Here is a 20,567-nt window from a genome sequence, read left to right on the forward strand (position 1 = left end):
ACTGACAGCTGCTACTGCCCATCAGGATATCTCCCCTTTTCATGGAAACACACCAGCGAAAACGTTGCCGCCATCCGATGGCTTTAGCGAAAGTAGGACAAGGCGCGTCAAGCACCTGCCGGCAGGGCTTGACGTCCTTCAGCCGGGCAAGGACCGTGCCGGCTCCAGTGCAGTCGCGCCAGGTTCAGGCCGCTCCTCGGCGCCGTCAGGATGCAGCGCGAAGCGGCTGGATTCGCGTCCATGCACCGGCGCTGCATCAGGCCACGGCCAGCCGCCAAACCGTGTCCGCTGGTAGTCGGCAAACGCCTGCCGGATTTCGGTTTCGGTGTTCATCACGAACGGACCCTGCTGCGCCACTGGCTCGCCAATCGGCCGTCCCTGCAGCAGCAGGAATTCAGAGGCTTGCGGGCCGTTGACCAGTTCGACAGGCGCATCGGCGCGCAAGCCAATGGCGCTGGACTGGCGCACCGGCTGACCGGCCACGCTGACGGATTCGCCCTTGAAGAAGTACAACTGGCGCCGGGTGGTTTTGCCCACGGCGGCAGGCAGCGTCCAGCGCGCGCCGGGGGCCATGCGCAATGTCCAGATCGCCACATCTGCATCTGGCTGCGCAGCCCAGGAATCGGGCGGCGGCGGCAAGGGCGCGGCCACGTCGGCGTTGGGGTCGTTCAGCCTGCCGGTGATGACCGCCACGTCGGTCGTGCGTCCTTCCCTGTCAGTGGCGGTGAACTTCGGAATGTCCTGCGCCCAGAACATGGTGAAGTGCGGCGCGGCCATCTTGCGGGCCGCCGGCAGGTTCAGCCAGATCTGGAACAGCTCCAGCGGGTTGGGGCCGCCCTGGTCGAGCAATGGAAACATTTCCGAATGCACCACGCCCTGGCCGGCGGTAAGCCACTGCACGTCGCCACGGCCGAAGCGCGCGGTCGCACCCAGTGAATCGGCATGGTCGATCAGCCCCTTGCGCACGATGGTCACGGTCTCGAAACCCCGGTGCGGATGCGCCGGAAAGCCCGGCACCGTGCTGCCGTGGTACATGCTCCAGCCGTCCTTGCGGCTGAAGTCCTGGCCGATGTCGCGTCCGTCAAGCGGCGCCGCCGGGCCGTTTCGCGCATTGGCGGCCGGGTAGGCGTCGTCGTGGTAGACGCAAAACAGGAAAGGATCCACCGTTGGCCACGGGAATCCCAGCGGCTCGACACGCAGAACGGGCGAGCCTGACGGGGTTGGAGCGTCAACGGGCAAGGAGGACATAGGAGCGCTTTCTTCTCAAAAAATACAGGTAAGGCCAATGCGCTCTGATTCAAGCAAAAAGCCCGGCGGGCTGGTGCAGTGGGCACCTTCCTGCCGGGCTTCAGGCCCACTGCCGCAAACGGAATTCAGCGCTGGCCGGTCATGCTTTCCCAGCCGTGCCGGACCGCCTGCTTGGTCTTTTCCCAGGTGCTGTTACCCGCAGGGTTGCGACGGGTCCAGTCGTCACGGGCATCGGCTTCGACCTCGTCCCATGAACGCTCGGCGTAACGTGGGTTGGAGCGCAAGGAGTATCCGTACTGGTAAGCCGGCGCATAGTCATCGTAGCTGCCGCCCATGGACGCCATGTTCGCCTGGTAATGGCTGCGGTAATCTGGCTCAGCCATGCCCGTATCGGCGCTCATGCCCATGTTGATGGTGTCGGCATTGCCCTTGTCCACATCGACCACGGTGTTGCGCAGTTGCTCGGTCACCGTTTCGGTCCGGGTGCTGGCTTCGGTGCCAACGACCACTTCTTCCACCACACGGGCGGTCTTGCTGACCACAGGCCTTTCGGCGGTTTCATGGATTTCGATCGAGCCGCCCTCGAAAGCCTTCAGGTCGGCTTCAGAGGCAGGGCGGTCCACGGTGCGGCGCTCGATGTCGGCATGCTCTTCGCGCAGTTGCACCTGTTCCTCGACCGGCCGGGTCTCGGTGCGCGAGAAGACACGGACTGTTCCGAGGTCGACTTCACGCTTGCCCACTTCCAGTTCCTCGCGCACCACGGGCAACACCGTGCCCTGGTCAACCTGGCGGCTGCCGTCAGGCGTCATGACGTCCTTTGACGCGCTCAGGTTGTTGTTCTGGTAGCGGCTGCGCTCGGCAGCAATCTGGTCAGGGTGGTAAGGCTGGGACGACGGATCGAAACCCTCGTAGCCTTCTTCGCGCCAGCTTTCGCTGCGCTTGTCGATGTCCACGGCACCGGCGGCCGCCAGAATGGAGCGGACCTCCTCAACCCGGCCCGGTTCGGTCACCGTCACGGTCACCACGGTGCTGCCCCGGCGAACGGCTTCCGAATAGTGGCCGGCATGTTCCGTGTCGTCGCTGCTGAACAGGTCACTGAAAAAGCGGCCAATGCCTGCCATGAAGCCTTCATCCTCGTGGCGCGGGTCCGTGCCTGTGCCTGTGCCTGTGCCGGTGATCGTGCGGTCGGTGGTGGTGACCGTATCGCTTGCCTGCGCTGCCGGATTGGATTGCAGGCGAACCTCGCTGGCATCAAAACCGCTGTCCAGAAGCACCTCGCTTGCGTCCTGGGCCTCACCGGGCGTGTCAAAAACACCTACTACTGTCTGCATGGCTTGTCTCCTAAAAATGATCATGATTGATCGGTTACAGATAAAACCCGGTTCTCAACGCGCCTGTGCAACCCACTCCCCAGTGACCAGGTCCAGGCGCTCCACCACCACTTCTTCGCGCCGCAGGGACGTTCCCACGGTGTGCTCGAAGGCTTCGCGCCGGCGGCGCACATGAATCTCCTCGACCAGCACCAGCTGACTGACCAGCCGCTCCGCATACACCGGAATGACCAGCAAGTCGCCCAGTGTCCTGGGCGGCTCGACCGCTTCAACCACCTGATCGACGGGTACACGTGTTGTCTCGACAATTTCGCGGTAGCCTGTGGCAGCCATGGGTTCGGTGACCTGGTGCACCACCTTGCGCACGCGCACGGTGCCGGTGTGTTCGCGTTGCAGGTGAACCTGGGCGTGCTCGGCCAGCACCGGAATGACGATGCGCTGGTTCGCCTTTGCAGCATCCGCAACGCTGTTGATGTGAGAGGTTTCGGGCGTGACAGGGTTCATGTTGTGTAGTGGACCGGATGAACCTCCATCCTGCAGTTTTGCCGCACACCGGTTGAAAGGACTTCGTGGTAAATGCCGTCAGCCGATACCTACAGAGGTGTTCAGTCAGCGCCTGGTAAAACAAGCCGGCGCGGATCGAAGGTGCAACAAGACACCAGCGGCTCAAAGGCGACAGCAGCTTGTGAAACCGTCCTACACCGCGCAAAGAACTAGTTCGATAAATTACCGTTACAGCTTGTCAGCGACTGTTAAATGTTGCGGCAAGATAAAACTGTGAACGCACACGCTGGATTCGATGTGCGGCTTATTCTTCACTTCAGAGGTCTTCCCATGAAACATTCTTTACTGCTTGCCGCTCTGGTTGCGATGCTGGGCCTGACCGCCTGCGAAAAAACCACGGTCGCCCCGCCTGCCGCCGCACCGGTGGTCGTGGTTCCAGGCCCGGCCGGTGCGACAGGCGCGACCGGTGCCACGGGTTCGACCGGCTCAACGGTTGCCGTTCCCGGCGCCACCGGTGCGACAGGTGCCAAGGGCGCGACCGGCAATGACGGCGCCATGGGCTCGACAGGTTCCACGGGCGCAATGGGTGCAACCGGTGCCGACGGCACCAAGGGCGACACCGGAAAAACCGGTGGCGACACGGTCATCGTCGTCCCGCAGAAGTAATTTTTTAATTTTTCCACTTCAAACGCAGATGGATTTCCATCTGCGTTTTTTTATGGTCACTTGCAAATTTTAAAGTTTACGAAATATGCATTTTGCGCATGCTCTGCAAGCGCTGGTAGCTATTGATTCAGGAGCATTTGCATCTGTCAGGCTATTTCAGCCAGTCTGACGGCACTGCACCAGCCGCTGGACGATGTCGGCAAACAGCGGGCGCTGGTGTGTGTCAGGCTGCGCGCAGTCGGCTTGCAGGCCAGCCAGCGATTGCCGTAGCGCGTGCGATCCGGCTGGCGCCGGGCAGCACGTCAGCAGTTCTTCCAGCAGGCAGGCAAACGCCCGTGCCTCGATGCGCTGCAGGGCCAGCGCCAGCGGCAGGTCATCCGGCGGAAAAAACGAGGCTGCGCCAAAGTCGCCGAGCAGCGCCTGGCCGTCGTCCGTACACAAAACATTGTGCCCATACAGGTCGCCATGCAGGATGCCGCGCGCATGCAACTGGCCAGCGGCCGACGCCATGCAGAGCATCAGCCGCAGCATGGCATCCGGCGTGAAACGCGCCCTGGCGTCATACACGTCGCGGGTGCACGAGTCCAGGCTGGGCGGCGCAGCCAGATTGCAAAATTGTGGCGCCACCAGCGCCATGACCAGCCCGTCGCTGCCTGCCGGATGGCCGGTGACGCGGCCATGCACGGCAATCAGGCCGGGATGCGCGCCGGCGCCAATGCACGCCGCCATTTCATGCCGGGGCAGGCCGTCGCTGGTCAGCGCACCCTTGAACAACTTCACCGCCACCGGCAATGCCGTGTCGCCGCGCTGCCACAGCGCCAGGCGGATCACGCCCGATGCGCCTTCGCCCAGCAGCGCGCCGGGCTGCAGGCTGGCCCAGTCAATGCGGGCCAGTGGCGCACCGGCCTGCGCGGCGGTTTCGCCTGCGTCGGCCAGCGGGTTGCCGGCAAACGCCAGCCAGGCCAGGCGCGGCAACGCCAGCAGCCAGCCAGGCAGGGCGGTGAAGCGGTTGGCCGGGATGCGCAGCAGCTCCAGCCGGGTGCAGGCGGCCATTTCAGGCGGCAGGCTGTGCAGCTGGTTGCCGGCCAGCATCAGTTTTTGCAATTGCGTGCAGCGGCCCAGGGCGGCCGGCAATTCGGTCAGCTGGTTGTCGGTCAGCACCAGGGCGCGCAGGCGCGGCGGCAGTGCGGCGGCCGGGACGTGGCGAATCTGGTTGGCCCGAAAGCCGATCATCTCCAGTTGCACGCACTGGCCCAGCACCGCAGGCAGTTCGGTGAAGCGGTTGTTCGAGCAAAAAATGATGCGCAGCCGGTGCAGCCGCGCCAGGTCGTCGGGCAGGGCGCTCAGCGCATTGCCCGAGAGGTCAAGGATTTCCAGCGTGTCGGCCAGCGTGAAGATCTCGGGTGGAAAGGTCTCCAGCCCGCAGCACAGGCTCAGGCGGCGGCTGCCGGCCAGTGCGCCGGCGCGCAGCTGGCCCAGCATGTCCAGGTCGGGAAGGGTCTCGGTGCCGTGCGGTGGGTTCATCCTGGGTATTGGACACGAAGCCGGGCGCAGGCCATCGGGCTGGAGCCGTGCGGAAAACCGGCTCAACGCCGGCGGCCGCTGCGCCTGGCCTTATCCCGTCAGTCGTTTTGCATCAAATAAGGGGTTTGCGCAGGTGCATCAAACGCTGGCAGCTATTAAAAAAATAGCGTTTCAGGTTTTTCACAGGTCAGGCGCTTGCGGAATCACCACGGAAAAGGTCGTTACGCCCTCGGGCGTCGAAGTGACCGACACCCTGCCGCCGTGGGCCTTGGCGATCTCACTCACGATGAACAGGCCCAGGCCCACGCTGCGCCCGCTGTTCACCTGATCGCAGCCCCGCACCATGAGTTCGAACAGTCCGTCCATGATGTCGGCGGGAATGGGCAGGCCCTGGTTCTGCACCGAGAGCGAAAAAAATGCATTTTCCCGTGCCGAGGTGACGACCACCGGCGCGCCGGGCTCGCCGTAGGCCATGGCGTTGGACACCAGGTTGCCAACCAATTGCACCAGCCGGTCGGCATCGGCGATGCACCGGCTGGGCCCCTGTTGCACATGGCGCAGCACGCTGTCGGGAAACACCTGCGACAACTCCTGTACCGCCCCGGCCACCGCGGCGTGCAATTCCATCGCCGCTGGGGACACCGACAGGCCGCTGCCCAGCCGCACCTGGGTCAGGTCCAGCAGATTGGCAATCAGGCGGTTGGCCCGATCGCCTGCCCTTACGATGCGGGCCAGCACATCCGACTGGCGCGGGGTGACGCCGCACTTGCCCAGCAGTTCGGCGCCCATCAGCATCGCCGCGATCGGATTGCGCAGGTCATGGCTGACGATGCCGACCATCTGCTCGGCAAGCATCGCCCGGTCGCTCGCTTGCGCCTGCAGCTCATTGGCATGCGCCACCATTGCTTCAAGCTCGGTTCTCGCCCGCACCAGTTCCTTTTCATACTTGTCGCGGTCCTGCGCGACAAACAAGGCGTATTCATCCGCCATCCCGCCCTGCTGCGCGTGCCGGCGCACATTGAGCAGCATGGGCAGTCTCTGGCCGTCCTTGCACAGCATCTGAACCCGCACCTCCGACACAGACCCCTGCAACTGCAGCAGGGGCAGCGAATGCGTCTGGTGAAAAATGCGGCAGCCCGTGGTCAGCAGGTCCTGCAGCTTGCGCTGGCCGACCAGTTCGCCCGGGGTGTAGCCCAGCCATTGGCAAAACGTCAGGTTGGCCTGGCGCAGCAGTCCCTGGGCATCGGTCTGCACCAGCCCGCAGGGAGCCTGGTCGAGCAGGTCCTGCGCTTCGCTGGCCCTTGTCGAAGGGCTGGCGTTTTGTGTTTCCAGTCCCTGGCTGGTCAGGAAGGCATCGATCGCCTCGGTGATTGCGCCGGGCGCGGTCAGGTGCGGGTAATGGCCCGTGTTGTGGATAATCTTCAGCGTGCCGTGCGGCAGGACCTGGTGCATGTAATGGCCCACCGAGACCGGGGCGATCAAATCGTCGCTGCATTGCAGGATCAGCGTGGGCGTCATCAACCGGGGCAGTTGTGCGCGGTGGTCGGACAAAAAGGCGACGCGGGCAAACTGCCTCGCAATGTCCGGGTCGGTGCGGCAAAAGCTGCTGGCGAGTTCCGCGCCGAGTTCAGGCCGGTCGGGCGCGCCCATGAGGACCGGCGCCATCGTGCCAGCCCAGACAAGGTAGTTGTTGTCCATCGCGCTGAGCAGTGCATTGATGTCCGCGCGCTCAAAACCGCCGTTGTAATCCCCGTCGTTGACGTAGCACGGCGAGGGGCCGATCATGACGTGGGCGGCGATGTGGCCGGGCGCCTTCAGGTTGGCCAGCAGGCCGATCATGGCGCTGACCGAATGGCCAACGAACATCACCGGACCCTGGCCGAATTGACTGATCAGTTCCAGCACGTCATCGGCATAGGCTTTCAGGGAACTGTATTTCTGGGGGTCATACGCCGACAGGTCGGACTGGCCAGCGCCCACCAGGTCGAAGGTCACGGTGCGAAAACGCCGGGCGTAGGCCGGTTGCACCAGCCGCCACATGGTCTGGTCACAGCCAAAGCCGTGGGCAAAGAAAAGGGTGACCGGACCGCTTCCGGCTACCTGAACGTGATGGCGCCGCTCAACATTCATGGCATGCATCCGGTGCAGAAAAAGGCCTTCAGGGCAGGAGAAAAGCATAGGTCTGAAAGAATCCTCGCACCAGAGACATTCCTGACGAATTCGTTAGAACACGTGTTGAGCTTGAAAGCAGCAATTCCCATGCCTGCCAGACCTGCTGCAGCCTTCGTATGGATGTGTTTTCAAGCAGCCAGCGTCGGGAAGCATGCACTGCGCCGGCTGCACCACCGTAAGGACAGGCTTCGCCAGATGCCCTAAAGTGGCGCTTCCAAGTTCACAAATTGAAACATCATGAACCCACACAACCTGCTTTTTCTGCTCGCCAGCCCGCTATTTCTGGCAGCTTGCACTTCAACGCCCATTCTGCCCGGGCCCGAAGTGCTTGAAAACTCGCTGGGCATGACCTTCGTCCGGCTGCCCGCCGGAGAATTCCTGATGGGCAGCGACGAAACCCCGCAGGCGCTGGCGCGTGACTATCCGCAGAACGAGGCGTGGCGCTTCGCCGAGCTGAGCGACGAGGCGCCGGTGCATCGGGTGCGCATCAGCCGGCCTTTTTTCCTTGGCCAGCATGAGGTCACGGTCGGGCAGTTTCGCCGGTTCGTCGAGGCTTCGGGCCATGTGCCTGAATCAGTGGCTGACGGCACCGGTGGCTATGGCTACAACCCCGCTTATGACCCGGCGGCCTCAAAGCGCGGTGACCTGTTTGAAGGCCGCGACCCGAAGTATTCGTGGCGCAATCCGGGCTTTGCGCAGGACGACACACACCCGGTGCTCAACGTCACCTGGAACGACGCCGTGGCGATGAGCCGCTGGCTGAGCCGCAAAGAAGGCCGCCGCTACCGCCTGCCGAGCGAAGCCGAGTGGGAATACGCCTGCCGCGCCGGATCGACCTCGCGCTACTACAGCGGCAATTCGCCCGGGTCGCTGCTGCAGATCGCCAACACCTTTGACGCCGATGCCGCCGCTTATTGGCCGGCGTTGCGCGCCCAGGCGCAGCCAGGGTCAGACGGCCATGCCTTCACTGCGCCGGTCGGCAGCTATCGGCCGAACGCCTTCGGCCTCTACGACATGCTGGGCAATGCCTGGGAATGGACCGCCGACTGGCATGACGAGGCCTATTACGCCGCCTCGCCAGCCGTCGATCCGCCCGGCCCTGCCGATGGCTCGGTGCGCGTGCGCCGGGGCGGTTCGTGGCACACCTGGGCACTGTATTCGCGCTGCAGCTACCGCAACTGGAATTCGCCGCAGACCCGCTATACCCTGGTCGGCATGCGGCTGCTGCTGGAAGCCGGCAGCGCAGACCGCTGAGTGCTGAAAAAATGGACGGATTTGATTCAATGACATGCCATTTTCCAGGAGCGCCCCATGAACCGCATGAACCGAAGCGATGCCGACCGCCTGGCCCACGCCACTTCCCTTTGGCAGCACGTGGGCCGCGAACGCCCGGCGTTTGCGCTGCCGACGAAGGCGGGCCAGGAATCGGTCTGGGACTATCCGCGCCCGCCCCGGCTGGCGGCTGACAGCCGCGAAGTGGTCGTGATGGCCGGCAGTCTGGAAATTGCCCGCAGCCGCCGGGCGCTGCGCCTGCTGGAAACCGCCAGCCCGCCGGGCTTTTACCTGCCGAAAGAAGACGTTCGCATCGACCGTCTGGTGCCGGCGGGCGGCACGTCGCACTGCGAATGGAAAGGTGAGGCGGCCTATTGGTCGGTGCCGCTGCCCGGCGGTGTCGCGCTTGACCGCGTGGCCTGGTCGTACACGCAGCCGATGGCGCCATACGACGCGCTGGCCGGCCATTTCGGGTTTTACCCGCAGCACCTGGAATGCTTCGTGGACGGCCTGCGGGTGCAGCCGCAACCGGGCGGTTTTTATGCCGGCTGGATCACGCCCGAGGTGGTCGGGCCGTTCAAGGGCGGACCGGGTTCAGGCGGCTGGTGAACGGTAAACGGCAAACGACCTTCAGCCGTCGGACTGAAGTGGCCGTGCGCCGGGTGGGCAATTCAGCGCGCTGACCTGTCCCGTTTCGCCACCCGTCGCGTGCTGTGCGGCCGACGCGGGCGCATCGCCCACATCAGCCCCAGCCCGACCGCGCCGGCCAGCGCCACGGCGGCCACCGGCATGGCGCGCACCGCCAGCGTGCGGTGGCCGCCGTCGATGGTGTGCACACGCGACGGCTCGAACAAGTTGCCGTTGGTGACCGGCGCCGGGCCGGCGCGCTCGAGCGCCCGGTCGGTCAGCCAGCGTGCAAGGCGGCCGGTCAGCCCGGGCGCGACGGCATGCGCCAGCCGCCCGGGGATCGCCACGCTGCCAATCGCCGTCACGTTGCGCGGCGTCCGGCTCAGCGCCACCAGCGCTTTGGCCACCGTGCGCGGGTCCAGCACCGGCGGCGGCGGGCGAAGGCGCTTGCCGGTGTAATTGGCGCCGTGGAACAGGCCCGGCGTGTCGACAAATGTCGGGTAGACCTCGCAGACATGCACATCGGGCAGGTTGCCCAGTTCGGCCCGCAGCGCCTCGGAAAAGCCGCGCAGCCCGAACTTGCTGGCGGTGTAGGCCGCGGCATACGGCGCCGGAACCCAGCCGCCCGACGAGATCATGTTGATCAGCGTGCCGCGCCCGCGCTGGCGAAAATGCGGCAGCACTGCATGCGCGCCGTTCATGTGGCCCAGCAGGTTGGCCGCGATCACGCGCTCGTGCGCTTCCATCGGCGTGGCGTCAAACGCGCCGATGGCGCCGATGCCGACGTTGTTGATCCAGACGTCGATGCGGCCAAAGCGCTGGAGGGCCGCCTCTGCCAGCGCCTGCATGGCGTCGGCATCGGTCACGTCGGTCGGCACGGCCAGCGCCTGCGCGTCCAGCAGCGCGCATTCGGCCGCCACCTTGTCCAGCGCCTCGGGACCGCGCGCGGCCAGCACCAGCTTGGCGCCTGCACGCGCAAAGGCCAGCGCAGCAGCGTGGCCAATGCCGCTGGAGGCGCCGGTCAGGACGACGACGGGCGCCGGGAAGGGATTGGCTTGGGTGTGGGGCATGGGGCTGGCCTGGAAGTAAGGAGTGGTCGATGGGTTGAATCGTCCGGTGCAAAAAACCGGCTGTCAATCGGCGAAGGTGCCGGCCCGGGTCAGGCGGCGGCTGGTGTGTACCTGAAGCGACTTGTCTGTTCGGGTTGGGCACACACGGCGAGCAGGCGCAGCAAGCATGGATAACAGAGAAATCAGCCCTTTGCGCAAGCAGCGTAAGCACAAGCAGCTATTGATTCGATAGCTTATAGCGCGTCGTCAGCCCTCACGCCTACGGCGAATCCGCATGCTGGCGCCAGAATGCCGCATCGGGCACGCCGCCCCGGCCTGCCGCCAGGTTGTCCTGCCTGTGCCTGGACCGGCCGGTGCCTGGAATCGCGCAGGTCACGGCCGGGTGGCTCAGCACGAATTTCAGCAGCACCTGCGCCCAGCTGGTGCAGCCGATGTCCGGTGCCCAGCCGGGCAGCGGCTTGCCCGCGAGGCGCCGCAGCCAATGACCGGCAGCGCTTCGCCGGTTGAGGGAATCGGTCGGGTGTTGATGGGGGCTGTCATGGGCAGGGCCAGCGATGGCGCAGGTCGCACGGGTTGGGCCAGCGCCCCTGCCCACCAGGGCGCGGCTACGGACAGGGCGGCGAGTGCGCGTGCGGACAGGCGCAAGGCGGTGCGCCGGTCTGCACCACGGGAGGGAAATGGCGGAATAAGCATGCGCCAAATTTGCCTGAACTTCATAAGCCACGCAAGGCAAGGGCAATGAATCCGCGGACCCCTTACGGCAAACATGCCTTCTTTTTGTCTGGTGGCAACCGCCACTGCCGCAGGTCAGCCGTGCGCTGGCAGGGATGGCTTTTCAGGAAACAAAGCCAGAGACAACCGCGTATTTTTTTATGCAATCGTCAAGCTCGCTTACCCCGGTAAGTAGTCATACGGAATTGAAACGCCCGATGTTGCAGCCCATCATGCGAATGGCTTCAACAGTTTGCTCGGCATTTTTGCGGACTGCTGAAGGTCCGCACCCCTGAAGGGCAAGTTGGCTGCAAGCCGAAGTTGTTGAGAAACAGGTGTGCGTCGCGCGCAGGTGAATGAACAATTCAACATAAGAAGGCGAGACATGACCATTGCATCCAAGAACACGACTTTGAAACTGACCACGCTGGCCGCTGCCATACTGGCGCTGAGCGCCTGCGGCGGCAGCGACAACCCGGCGCCACCGCCGCCGGCGCAGGTCGCCAAGACTTGCACCGAACTCAATGGCTTGACCATTGCGGCCGCTTCGATTGGCTTGCCGACGACCGGTGCTGTCGTGACCAGCACCGTGCTGGTTCCCGCAGCCGGGACCGGTGTCGCAGCCGTGGCGGAATATTGCAAGGTGCTGGGCGACATCAATCCGGTGGACACCAACGCACCAAAAATCAAGTTTCAGGTGAATTTGCCTGTGAATTGGAACAGCAAGGCCATGATGTTTGGGGGTGGCGGATACAACGGCGTCATTGCCACCGGCGCTGGCAACGTTCCCGCCGGGCCGATCGACAAGCCGACGCCGCTTGCGCGCGGATACGCCACCTTTGGCAGCGACTCTGGCCACCAGGCCAATGCCAATGGCAGCCGTGACGGCACCTTTGGCGCAAACGACGAGGCACTGAAAAACTTTTCTTCCGATGCGTTGAAGAAAACGCGTGATGCCGCCATCACGATCATCCAGGCGCGCTATGCCGACACCGTGAAAAAGACCTATTTTGCCGGCGGTTCCACGGGCGGACGGGAAGCCTTGATTGCGGTGCAGAACTGGCCGCAGGATTTCGACGGTGCCATCGTTTTGTATCCCGCCTGGAATGCCGCCAGCCTGGACCTGCAATTTGGTCGCATCACCAGGGAGCTTGCCAAGCCGGGCGCCTACCCAAGCCGGGCCAAACGCAAGGTGTTGTATGACGCGTCGCTGGCCGCGTGTGACGCGCTCGATGGCGTCACCGACGGGCTGATCAGCAATGTCAAAGCTTGCAATGCAAGCTTTGACCCCGCCACGGCAACCCTGAACGGTACGCCGATACGTTGCGTTGGTGGTGCCGATACCGGGGATACCTGCCTGTCCGATGCGCAGATCACCGCGTTCAATGTCACCAACACGCCACTTGCCCTGAACTATGCGCTGGCCAGCGGTGAAACCACCTACCCGGGCTTCAACACCTGGGGAACCGATTTTGGAATTCCGGGCACCAGTCCGCTACAGCCGACCGTTCTGACGCTGTCGTTGGGAACCGAGCAGCCTGCCAATCCCATGCCTTTGATCACTGCGACCACCAGCCCACCTTACGGCAGCACCTTCTGGGACCAGTGGGTGCGGTTTTTCGTGACACGCGATCCGACTTTCAACTCCTTGAGCCTGGACCCGCAAAATCCCGGCAGCCTGCAAGCGCGGATTGTCGAACTGACAGGCATCCAGGACCTCAACAAGTCCGACTTGTCGGCCTTCCAGGCCAAAGGTGGCAAGATCCTGATGGCGCACGGATCGCATGATGCGCTTGTCAGCACCAGGGCGACCGAGCAGTACTGGGACCGCATCCGCAACACCATGGGGGCGGCCAAGGTTGACAGCTTTGCCCGGTATTACGAGATTCCCGGTTACGGGCATGCCGTCAGCAGTGTGTTCAATGCGTCCTGGGACTCGTTGACCACGCTTGAAAACTGGGTTGAAAAGGGTGCGGCTCCGCCAAATCAGGTGGTGGCCGACACGGCCGGCGTTCCGGGCCGAACCCGGCCGCTGTGTGACTACCCGTCCTGGGCAAAGTACAAAGGCGCAGGTGACATCAACGTGGCCCCGAGCTATGCCTGCGTCACGCAATAACGAATAACGGGCCTCACACCGTCGGGCGCTGTTCCGACGTCATCAAATAAAAATTCCCGTTCCTGAACGGGCGTTTTTGTATCGTTTTGTACTGGCACCAGTGCTTTGGAAACGCTACAGCCTGCAACACGCATCAAGTACCAGAAATCACATTACTTCAAAGCCGCGCTGCCGGATTGATTCGATTGGTCATTCGCCAGGCCTTCAACCGCCGTCACCTCGACCTGCATGTCGTCAAGCTGCAGCGGCTGCAGCCCATAGTCCGAGATAAACGCCACATCGGCCGCGTCATGGCCATAGCCCAGCACGATGCGGCCGCCGCGCGGTGCGTCCTGCGTGGCGTCAAAGGTGTACCAGCGTCCGCCGACAAATGCCTCGAACCACGCATGCAGGTCCATCGGTTTGAGCCCGTACAGGTAGCCGACCACCATGCGCGCCGGAATCTGCAGGCTGCGGCACAGGCCGATGCCCACATGCGAAAAATCACGGCACACGCCTGCACCATGCTCCAGCGTGTCGAGTGCATCAGTGCTTGCCGTGCTGACGCCATAGCGGTATTCAAGGTTGTCGTAAATCCAGGCGCGTATCGCTTCGACCTGCGCATAGCCGGGCAGTGCCAGTCCGACCACGGTCAATGCCTGATCCTGCATCATGTCCGACGGGCAGTAGCGGCTTTGCAGAAGATAGTGCAGCACATCGGCCGGCAGTTCGGTGATGGGGGTCTTGGGCGCGTCGTGCGCAATCGCGATGTGGTCTTCGACTTCCATCACCACTTCAACGTTGATCTGCATCTGCCCCTGCGGCACGACCAGACGCTGGCACAGGTTGCCATAGCCGTCGGCAAACTCGTCCACTGGCACCCAGGGGTCGAGGTCGTAGCGTTCGCTGACGACCCACTGAGTCTGGCCACTGCGTGGGCGCAGCATTGCCACCATGGGGCAATCAGAGGCAGCGGTCACGCTGATGGAACAGGCAGCTTTGAGCTTCATGGAAAAAAAGTAAAAAATTACATTGATGTCGCCGGAAGCTCTAGCTTAGCGTGCCTGCAATGTCCGGCTTGTAGTCCGAAACCCGACTGCGGTGCAGGTGCGCTCTGTTTTAGCCAAAAGTTCAGATCGGATAAATAAAAATTTCATCAAAAAAGGCAATGGCGCACAACCAGCATAAGTTTAATGCTATTTAAAAAGTAGCAAAAAATCTTCTTCGCCCTGACGCTTATCCTGACTTGCTAGCCGATGAGCCGGCGCGCAGGAGGGTAAATCTACCCATGCTGACAAGGCAGCGTCTGACAAACGCCAGCATGCGGCTGCTTCAGAATAAAAGCAGACGACAGCGCTGCTGCGACGCTTCAAAGAGGCAGCTTGTGCATCACAACGCAGCACCGACTCAAAACACCACCGCCAGGACAGGATTTGCACCATGAACCAGCAACGCGTTGAAGGGCAGGCAGGCCAGGTCGCCGTACCTTGCGTCAGTCCGGCCTTTGCCCAATTGCGGGACAGTTTCCAGTTCCTTCGCGGCTTTGTGCGAAATCCGGCCCAGGTCGGCTCCATCATCCCGAGTTCACGACAGCTGGAGCAGCGCCTGGTGCGCAGTGCGCGCATCAGCGACGCGCGCATGGTGGTTGAACTGGGGCCGGGCACCGGCGGAACGACCTCTGCGTTTTTGCGCGCCATGATGCCCACCGCGCAGCTGCTGGCCATCGAGCTGGACACTGAGTTTCACCATCGCCTGCATGCGTCCATTCACGACCCGCGTTTCAGCCTGGAACTAGGCAGTGCAGAGCGCCTTGACGAGTTCTTGAAAGCGCGCTGGCTGCCTGCGCCCGATGCCATCATCTCGGGCATTCCGTTTTCCACCATGCCGGCCGGGGTTTCGGACCGCGTGGCGTCCAGCGTGGCCCGAGTGCTTCGTCCTGGCGGACGCTTTGTTGCCTACCAGGTGCGCGCGCATGTTTCCGGTTTCATGTCGCCTTACCTTGGCACGCCCGAAAAGAAGTGGGAAATCGCCAACGTGCCGCCAGTCCGCGTGTTCACCTGGACCAAACCCGAGGCGTGAGCCGGGCAGGGCAGGAGCCCCGCCTTTCGGATTCTGCGCTTCAGCTTCAGGGCCGTTTTGGAATGCCCAGTCCCTTGACCACCGCCGGCCGCTCCCCGAAAGCCGCCAGCACCCGCTTGACCTGTGTGAAATCGTCGAAGCCCACCAGTTCCCCGGCCTCGTAGAAGCCAATCAGGTTGCGAATCCAGGGAAAGGTGGCGATGTCGGCAATGCTGTAGTGCGCGCCCATGATCCAGTCGCGGCCTTCCAGGCGCCGGTCCAGCACGCCGAGCAGGCGGCGCGCTTCGGCCACGTAGCGATCGCGCGGGCGCTTGTCTTCGTAGTCCTTGCCGGCAAACTTGCTGAAAAATCCCAGCTGGCCAAACATCGGGCCGATGCCGCCCATCTGGAACATCAGCCACTGGATCGTTTCGTAGCGCCCGGCCGCGTCCTGCGCCATGAACAGGCCGGTCTTGTCGGCCAGATAAAGCAGGATGGCGCCCGACTCGAACAGCGCCAGCGGCTTGCCGCCCGGACCGTTCGGGTCCAGGATTGCCGGAATCTTGTTGTTCGGGCTGAGCGACAGGAACTCTGGCGTCATCTGGTCCTGCGTTTCAAAGCTGACCAGGTGCACTTCGTAGGGGAGCTTGATTTCTTCCAGCATGATCGACGCCTTCACGCCGTTGGGCGTGGGCAGTGAATACAGCTGAAGCCGGTCAGGGTGAAGGGCGGGCCATTTTTGTGTCACGGGAAAGGCGGCAAGATCGTTCATTCGTGTTCCTGGAGGATGAACGCAGGACGAAGGCCCCACGGGAGCCCGCATTTTGGCCTGAAGGCCATTGGCCTATAGCGGCGCATCGCAAGTCCACCCTGGAAACGCAGGTGGATCAGTCACGGGAAAAAAACAGCCGTCAGGCGGTATATATGCGCTTTGGCGCTTTGTGCTTTTTTTCTGAAAATTCAAGGTGGGTTGTGCACTTTTTGGCGCAACCGAGCTGGCAGCGTGGATTAGCGCCCCACCACCGACCAGCCGGCTTGCTGGTTGGCGCGGTTGTTCTCGTACTCCCAAGCTGTGCCGCAGCGGTCGCAGCGGTAGCTGGTGAGGGTGACCAGACTGGCGCCGCGCTTTTCCTGGCGGTTGCCGCCCTGCACCAGTTCGGGATGGCCCGGTGCCTTGCGCCAGTTGCGCTGGATGCCGGCGCACGATTCGCACAGCGCCATCTTCTTCAGTTCGTTTTTTCGGTTCAGGTCTTCGGTCATGGTGTGGCTGCTTTTCTGGTGAGGCGAGGTTGCCTTGGGGTAGGGGACGATTGTCGCCGACGCCAACTTGTCGTCAGGCAGCAGCGCCGCTGCCGCCTGGCAAGCGCAGGCTGCGCAATCGCTGGTGTGCCGTGTCATCCGCGTCCACGGGCAATTGCTGGCGGGCGTTCAGGTAATGGCCGGTGAACACATCCAGGTAGGCCTCCAGCGTCTGTGCTGCATGCGTCTCGCCGGCCAGTTCCAGGCACAGACCAGCGACTTCCGAGGTGCAAAAATGGTCTGCGCGCTTGGCGCGGCGCAGCCGGTAGCGCGAAAGCTGCTCGCCTTGCAAGCTGAGCACCGGCAAGTGGTCGAGGTAGGGACTCTTGCGAAACATTTTGCGCGCTTCGGGCCAGGTCGCATCCAGAAGAACAAACAGCGGCCGCTTGCCGTCAGGCGGATCGGCCGATTGCAGCTGTGACACCACACGCCCGCCCGCCACGAATTCACCCGGAAACACCAGGTAAGGCTGCCACTGCGGGTCGGCCAGCAGCGCCAGCAGCGCGGGGTCGACCTCGGTGCGCGCCCAGCCAAAGGCAAAGGTGTCGGCCACCACATCGGCAATCAGCCAGCCGGTGTTGCTCGGCTTGAGCGGCTCGATGTCGGCCATGAGCAGGCACACCCCGGCGCGCGTGGGCAGTTCCGGGCGCAGGGCGCACAGGCAGTGGCTGTGAATCAGGCGGCAACCGGCGCAGCGCTCGCCGCGCGGCCCGCCACGGGCCAGAAAAGGTTTGGAACTGCGCGCCAGTCGCGCAGTGCGCAGGCGGGAAACGGCGTGGGGCATGGGCAGAAGTCTAGCGCAGCAAGGCCGCCGGCAAGCCGCGCCGCCCCACCGCCCCACCGCACATTCCGGTCTGCTGGCGCGCTTCGATCCCCAAGCTGATGGGCTGCAAATGGCTCGGTGGCCAAACGGGTTGTTGGCACGCACCACGCCACCACAGGGCCATACTGCGTAGACTGGTAAATCACGATGAATTCGCGCTGTCAGACAGTTCGGCTTCCCCAGGGATGTTCATGACGGGTAAGAAAATCGTGTGAAGCCAACTGACGTGACAGGTCTGTTATTTTGGGTTACTTCCCATCACCACGTCACAGGAGTCAACATGAAACGTCGCAAAATCCTGCAAGGCTTAGCCCGGGCTGGTCTGGGTTGGGCCGTGTTATCCCAAAGCAAGCTTTCCATGGCAATGACCAAACTCATGAAATCCAAATCCGATTGGCAGCAACAGTTGCCCGCCGCCAACTACGCCGTGCTGTTCAAGGACGGCACCGAGCGCGCTGGCAGCAGTCCGCTGAACGACGAAAAGCGTGCCGGAACCTATGTCTGCTTTGCCTGCAATTTGCCTTTGTTCAAGAGCGAACTTAAATTCGACAGCGGCACCGGCTGGCCGAGCTTTTTCAATGTGATTCCCGAAGCGGTCGAGACACGCCGTGATTTCAGCATGATCTGGCCACGCACCGAATACCACTGCGCCCGCTGCGATGGCCACCAGGGCCACCTGTTCAAGGACGGCCCGCAACCCACCGGTTTGCGCTATTGCAACAACGGCGTTGCGCTTCAATTCATTCCCGCAGGCGAAAAACTTCCGGAGTTACGCACATGAAAACCTGGCTTCAATCGCTGGCCACCGTGGCCCTTTCCCTGCTGATCGGCCAGGCCGGCGCGCAGACTTCCGCGGCGCCAGCCGCAGCAGGCCAGACCGCCACGGCTATCTTTGCCGGTGGCTGCTTCTGGTGCGTGGAAGCCGACTTTGAAAAACTGCCCGGTGTGATCGCCGCCGAATCGGGCTACACGGGCGGCAAGACTGCCAATCCCACCTATCAGACGGTCAGCGCGGGCGGCACCGGCCACACCGAGGCGGTTCGCCTGACCTATGACCCGCGTGTCGTCAGCTACCCGGTGTTGCTCGACTTCTTCTGGCGCCACATTGACCCGACCGTGAAGGACCGGCAATTTTGCGATGTCGGCGACCAATACCGAAGCGCCATCTACTACAACAGCCCGGCACAAAAAGCAGTGATCGAAGCCAGCAAGGCGGCTATTTTGAAGTCCGGCGTGCTAAAGGAAATCCATACCGAGATTGCACCGGAATCGGCCTTTTACCTGGCCGAGGACTACCACCAGAGCTACTACAAGAAGAACCCGCTGCGCTACAACTATTACCGCCTGACATGCGGCAGAGACAGCCGCGTTGCCGAAGTCTGGGGCACGAAGCCCTGAGCGGTTGCCGCCTGGCTTATTTGGCCGGGCGGTGCAACGCGCAGAGCTTGTTGCCGTCAGGGTCGCGCAGATAAGCCAGGTAGATCCTGCCAACTGCGCCATCCCGAAACCCCGGTGGCTCTTCACAATCCGTGCCGCCATTGGCGATGCCGGCGGCGTGGAACGCGTCACCTTGTTCCGGCGAAGCCATGTCAAACCCGATGGTGCTGCCATTGCCGTGTGTCGCGGGCTCGCCATTGATGGGCGTTGTGATGGCAAACGTGCCTGCAGGGCTGCGGTAGAAATAGCGGTTCTTGTTGGCAACCCCCGGGGCAATCCCCAGCGTGCCCAGCAGCGCGTCGTAAAACTTCCTTGAAACTTCCAGATCATTCACACCCAACATCACATGACTGAACATTGCTTGCTCCTTTAAAACCCAAAATTGGGCGAAATATATTCATAAGATGGTAGTGGCAATGGCCAGCGCTTTCCGTCCCGCGCTTGACAAGCGAGCCGCCGGTGCATTTCGCACTCCTCGCTCGCACTGGCTGCTTGCGCCACTCAGGGTTTTCGTTGTCTCGGTATCGGCACGGCCCATCCGGAATGCAGAGGTGGGCATGGGCGCGCTGGTGCAGCGGGATTGGCTGGACCCGCCAGTTAATATGCGAGGTCCAACATGCAGTCAATGAGAAAGACAACGGTATGCGCAAGAACTTTTGGCCGGGCACCACGCAAGTCATTCGCTCAGTTCGATCCGGTTTGCTGGCCGTGCTTGTCGGCGCGGCGGTGGTGGCTTGTGGCGGGGGCGACGGTGGCGGCGCCACGCCTACGGTCTTGCAGGCCAACCCCACGACACCGTGGGAACTGATGACTGCAGGCGATATTGCGCAGTGTTTTTTGCGGCCTCCGCGCGACACGGCTGCCGAAAAGACAGCCAAGCTGGTCGAGCGGCAACTGGCTGACGCCGGCAGCAATTCCAACGTGCTGACGCTTGGCGACAATGCCTATTTTGTGGCCGGCTCCAACCTTGGCTACACCGATTGCTATGAAAAAACCTGGGGCCGGTTTATCGCCAAAACCTTCGCGATTCCAGGCAACCACGACTATGAAGGTGGCGACAGCAACGATTACTTCGGTTATTTTGGTGCCAAGGCCAACCCCGATGGCAAGCGCACCGGTTACTACCGGATTGACCAAAACGGCTGGACTGTGTTTGCGCTGAACAGCAACATCGATGCGACAGCCGCTTCAGTTCAAGCACAGTGGCTCAGGCAGGAACTGGCCAGCGCGCAGCCCTGCGTGGCGGCGGCCTGGCACCACGCCCGGTTCACCTCGGCCCCCGATGGTGACAACACCAAAATGACCGCGATGTGGGACATCCTGGACAAGGCCAAGGCCGATGTGGTGCTGCAATCCCACGAGCACCAATACGAGCGCTTTGCCCCCATGACCGCAGACGGCACCCTGTCCGCCACCGGCGGCATGCGCTCATTTGTAGTGGGCACCGGTGGTGCAGAAACTTACGCGCACGCCACGGTGCGTGCGGGCAGCCAGAAGCAGTTGGAAACCTTTGGCGTGATGCGTTTGTCGCTGTCGGCAGGCAATGCCAGGTGGCGGTTTATTGACGTGGACGACGCCGTGCGGGACGAAGGCGCGTTTGACTGCCGCAAGAAGCAGTAAAAAAAGCGGGTTGCGGCCTGTGTCCACGGCGGGCCATGCCTGCAGGACGCGCCCTCTCGCGCCCGAGCCCGTCCTGTCAGGCGGGCCTGTGCATGTGCATGTGCATGTGC

19 protein-coding genes and 1 pseudogene are annotated in these 20,567 nt (G+C 62.9%); 8 read left to right on the forward strand and 12 right to left on the reverse strand.

What is annotated here, in order from left to right:
* Positions 1-138 precede the first annotated feature (138 nt).
* The 3 genes from H4V98_RS03010 to H4V98_RS03020 all read right to left on the reverse strand — a co-directional run bounded on the left by H4V98_RS03010 (position 139) and on the right by H4V98_RS03020 (position 3,083).
* The gene (locus H4V98_RS03010) at positions 139-1,248 is read right to left on the reverse strand and encodes a pirin family protein (protein ID WP_196862488.1); all 1,110 of its coding nucleotides are present in this window, start codon (positions 1,246-1,248) and stop codon (positions 139-141) included.
* 125 nt (positions 1,249-1,373) lie between these two features.
* Entirely contained in the window at positions 1,374-2,579 is a 1,206-nt protein-coding gene (locus tag H4V98_RS03015) for a YsnF/AvaK domain-containing protein (protein WP_196862487.1), read from the reverse strand.
* A 54-nt stretch (positions 2,580-2,633) separates the two neighbouring features.
* Positions 2,634-3,083: a DUF2382 domain-containing protein gene (locus H4V98_RS03020; RefSeq protein ID WP_196862486.1), complete on the reverse strand. Its 450-nt coding sequence runs from the start codon at positions 3,081-3,083 to the stop codon at positions 2,634-2,636.
* Between the two features lie 330 nt (positions 3,084-3,413).
* Here H4V98_RS03020 and H4V98_RS03025 point away from each other — a divergent pair, with 330 nt between their 5' ends.
* Positions 3,414-3,749, forward strand: coding sequence for a collagen-like protein (locus H4V98_RS03025; protein ID WP_196862485.1), 336 nt, complete (start codon positions 3,414-3,416; stop codon positions 3,747-3,749).
* A gap of 156 nt (positions 3,750-3,905) precedes the next feature.
* Here H4V98_RS03025 and H4V98_RS03030 read toward each other — a convergent pair whose 3' ends face one another.
* Positions 3,906-5,273: a leucine-rich repeat-containing protein kinase family protein gene (locus H4V98_RS03030; protein WP_280757266.1), complete on the reverse strand. Its 1,368-nt coding sequence runs from the start codon at positions 5,271-5,273 to the stop codon at positions 3,906-3,908.
* Positions 5,274-5,453: 180 nt separating this feature from the next.
* Entirely contained in the window at positions 5,454-7,403 is a 1,950-nt protein-coding gene (locus tag H4V98_RS21585; protein ID WP_348535215.1) for an alpha/beta fold hydrolase, read from the reverse strand.
* Positions 7,404-7,790: 387 nt separating this feature from the next.
* Here H4V98_RS21585 and H4V98_RS03045 point away from each other — a divergent pair, with 387 nt between their 5' ends.
* Positions 7,791-8,699 (forward strand): formylglycine-generating enzyme family protein, encoded by a 909-nt coding sequence (locus H4V98_RS03045; RefSeq protein ID WP_231374627.1) that lies wholly within the window; start codon positions 7,791-7,793, stop codon positions 8,697-8,699.
* 57 nt (positions 8,700-8,756) lie between these two features.
* Complete coding sequence (locus tag H4V98_RS03050) at positions 8,757-9,326, forward strand: DUF427 domain-containing protein (protein WP_196862482.1); 570 nt, start codon at positions 8,757-8,759, stop codon at positions 9,324-9,326.
* Positions 9,327-9,388: 62 nt separating this feature from the next.
* Here the strand turns inward: H4V98_RS03050 and H4V98_RS03055 are convergent, their stop codons facing one another.
* Positions 9,389-10,414 (reverse strand): SDR family oxidoreductase, encoded by a 1,026-nt coding sequence (locus H4V98_RS03055; protein WP_196862481.1) that lies wholly within the window; start codon positions 10,412-10,414, stop codon positions 9,389-9,391.
* A gap of 259 nt (positions 10,415-10,673) precedes the next feature.
* A pseudogene (locus H4V98_RS03060) lies at positions 10,674-10,892 on the reverse strand (aldo/keto reductase); the annotation flags it as partial.
* Positions 10,893-11,510: 618 nt separating this feature from the next.
* Between H4V98_RS03060 and H4V98_RS03065 the strand changes: the two are divergent.
* Positions 11,511-13,241 (forward strand): tannase/feruloyl esterase family alpha/beta hydrolase, encoded by a 1,731-nt coding sequence (locus H4V98_RS03065; RefSeq protein ID WP_196862480.1) that lies wholly within the window; start codon positions 11,511-11,513, stop codon positions 13,239-13,241.
* A gap of 152 nt (positions 13,242-13,393) precedes the next feature.
* Here H4V98_RS03065 and H4V98_RS03070 read toward each other — a convergent pair whose 3' ends face one another.
* On the reverse strand, positions 13,394-14,230 hold the full coding sequence (locus H4V98_RS03070) for a transglutaminase family protein (protein WP_196862479.1): 837 nt from the start codon (positions 14,228-14,230) through the stop codon (positions 13,394-13,396).
* 430 nt (positions 14,231-14,660) lie between these two features.
* Here H4V98_RS03070 and H4V98_RS03075 point away from each other — a divergent pair, with 430 nt between their 5' ends.
* Positions 14,661-15,299: a methyltransferase domain-containing protein gene (locus H4V98_RS03075; protein WP_196862478.1), complete on the forward strand. Its 639-nt coding sequence runs from the start codon at positions 14,661-14,663 to the stop codon at positions 15,297-15,299.
* Between the two features lie 46 nt (positions 15,300-15,345).
* On the opposite strand, the gene H4V98_RS03080 is transcribed toward H4V98_RS03075, so the two are convergent.
* The 3 genes from H4V98_RS03080 to H4V98_RS03090 form a co-directional block, all read right to left on the reverse strand.
* Entirely contained in the window at positions 15,346-16,050 is a 705-nt protein-coding gene (locus H4V98_RS03080) for a glutathione S-transferase N-terminal domain-containing protein (protein ID WP_280757267.1), read from the reverse strand.
* Positions 16,051-16,286: 236 nt separating this feature from the next.
* On the reverse strand, positions 16,287-16,538 hold the full coding sequence (locus H4V98_RS03085; RefSeq protein WP_196862476.1) for a hypothetical protein: 252 nt from the start codon (positions 16,536-16,538) through the stop codon (positions 16,287-16,289).
* A gap of 73 nt (positions 16,539-16,611) precedes the next feature.
* On the reverse strand, positions 16,612-17,361 hold the full coding sequence (locus H4V98_RS03090) for a tRNA-uridine aminocarboxypropyltransferase (protein WP_196862475.1): 750 nt from the start codon (positions 17,359-17,361) through the stop codon (positions 16,612-16,614).
* Between the two features lie 415 nt (positions 17,362-17,776).
* Between H4V98_RS03090 and msrB the strand changes: the two genes are divergently transcribed.
* The gene (msrB, locus tag H4V98_RS03095; protein ID WP_231374610.1) at positions 17,777-18,181 is read left to right on the forward strand and encodes a peptide-methionine (R)-S-oxide reductase MsrB; all 405 of its coding nucleotides are present in this window, start codon (positions 17,777-17,779) and stop codon (positions 18,179-18,181) included.
* A complete protein-coding gene (gene msrA, locus H4V98_RS03100; RefSeq protein ID WP_196862473.1) occupies positions 18,178-18,798 on the forward strand; it encodes a peptide-methionine (S)-S-oxide reductase MsrA in 621 nt (206 codons plus the stop codon). The genes msrB and msrA overlap by 4 nt, the downstream gene beginning before the upstream one ends.
* A gap of 16 nt (positions 18,799-18,814) precedes the next feature.
* Here the strand turns inward: msrA and H4V98_RS03105 are convergent, their stop codons facing one another.
* Positions 18,815-19,195 carry a VOC family protein gene (locus H4V98_RS03105; protein ID WP_196862472.1) on the reverse strand — a complete coding sequence of 127 codons (381 nt, stop codon included), beginning with the start codon at positions 19,193-19,195 and terminating at the stop codon, positions 18,815-18,817.
* Between the two features lie 284 nt (positions 19,196-19,479).
* Between H4V98_RS03105 and H4V98_RS03110 the strand changes: the two genes are divergently transcribed.
* Positions 19,480-20,457 carry a metallophosphoesterase gene (locus H4V98_RS03110; RefSeq protein ID WP_196862471.1) on the forward strand — a complete coding sequence of 326 codons (978 nt, stop codon included), beginning with the start codon at positions 19,480-19,482 and terminating at the stop codon, positions 20,455-20,457.
* Positions 20,458-20,567: the final 110 nt, after the last annotated feature.

This window comes from Polaromonas sp. CG_23.6 (assembly GCF_029892315.1).
GTDB lineage: Bacteria > Pseudomonadota > Gammaproteobacteria > Burkholderiales > Burkholderiaceae_C > Polaromonas.

Excerpts from the sequence above, each read along its gene's own strand:
- H4V98_RS03020 (WP_196862486.1), bottom strand. The coding sequence starts at position 3,083 with ATGAACCCTGTCACGCCCGAAACCTCTCACATCAACAGCGTTGCGGAT.
- H4V98_RS03010 (WP_196862488.1), bottom strand. The coding sequence starts at position 1,248 with ATGTCCTCCTTGCCCGTTGACGCTCCAACCCCGTCAGGCTCGCCCGTT.
- H4V98_RS21585 (WP_348535215.1), bottom strand. The coding sequence starts at position 7,403 with ATGAATGTTGAGCGGCGCCATCACGTTCAGGTAGCCGGAAGCGGTCCG.
- H4V98_RS03055 (WP_196862481.1), bottom strand. The coding sequence starts at position 10,414 with ATGCCCCACACCCAAGCCAATCCCTTCCCGGCGCCCGTCGTCGTCCTG.
- H4V98_RS03075 (WP_196862478.1), top strand. The coding sequence starts at position 14,661 with ATGAACCAGCAACGCGTTGAAGGGCAGGCAGGCCAGGTCGCCGTACCT.
- H4V98_RS03110 (WP_196862471.1), top strand. The coding sequence starts at position 19,480 with ATGCGCAAGAACTTTTGGCCGGGCACCACGCAAGTCATTCGCTCAGTT.
- H4V98_RS03070 (WP_196862479.1), bottom strand. The coding sequence starts at position 14,230 with ATGAAGCTCAAAGCTGCCTGTTCCATCAGCGTGACCGCTGCCTCTGAT.
- H4V98_RS03105 (WP_196862472.1), bottom strand. The coding sequence starts at position 19,195 with ATGTTCAGTCATGTGATGTTGGGTGTGAATGATCTGGAAGTTTCAAGG.
- H4V98_RS03015 (WP_196862487.1), bottom strand. The coding sequence starts at position 2,579 with ATGCAGACAGTAGTAGGTGTTTTTGACACGCCCGGTGAGGCCCAGGAC.
- H4V98_RS03045 (WP_231374627.1), top strand. The coding sequence starts at position 7,791 with ATGACCTTCGTCCGGCTGCCCGCCGGAGAATTCCTGATGGGCAGCGAC.
- H4V98_RS03085 (WP_196862476.1), bottom strand. The coding sequence starts at position 16,538 with ATGACCGAAGACCTGAACCGAAAAAACGAACTGAAGAAGATGGCGCTG.
- msrA (WP_196862473.1), top strand. The coding sequence starts at position 18,178 with ATGAAAACCTGGCTTCAATCGCTGGCCACCGTGGCCCTTTCCCTGCTG.
- H4V98_RS03025 (WP_196862485.1), top strand. The coding sequence starts at position 3,414 with ATGAAACATTCTTTACTGCTTGCCGCTCTGGTTGCGATGCTGGGCCTG.
- H4V98_RS03090 (WP_196862475.1), bottom strand. The coding sequence starts at position 17,361 with ATGCCCCACGCCGTTTCCCGCCTGCGCACTGCGCGACTGGCGCGCAGT.
- H4V98_RS03065 (WP_196862480.1), top strand. The coding sequence starts at position 11,511 with ATGACCATTGCATCCAAGAACACGACTTTGAAACTGACCACGCTGGCC.
- H4V98_RS03080 (WP_280757267.1), bottom strand. The coding sequence starts at position 16,050 with ATGAACGATCTTGCCGCCTTTCCCGTGACACAAAAATGGCCCGCCCTT.
- H4V98_RS03050 (WP_196862482.1), top strand. The coding sequence starts at position 8,757 with ATGAACCGCATGAACCGAAGCGATGCCGACCGCCTGGCCCACGCCACT.
- msrB (WP_231374610.1), top strand. The coding sequence starts at position 17,777 with ATGAAATCCAAATCCGATTGGCAGCAACAGTTGCCCGCCGCCAACTAC.
- H4V98_RS03030 (WP_280757266.1), bottom strand. The coding sequence starts at position 5,273 with ATGAACCCACCGCACGGCACCGAGACCCTTCCCGACCTGGACATGCTG.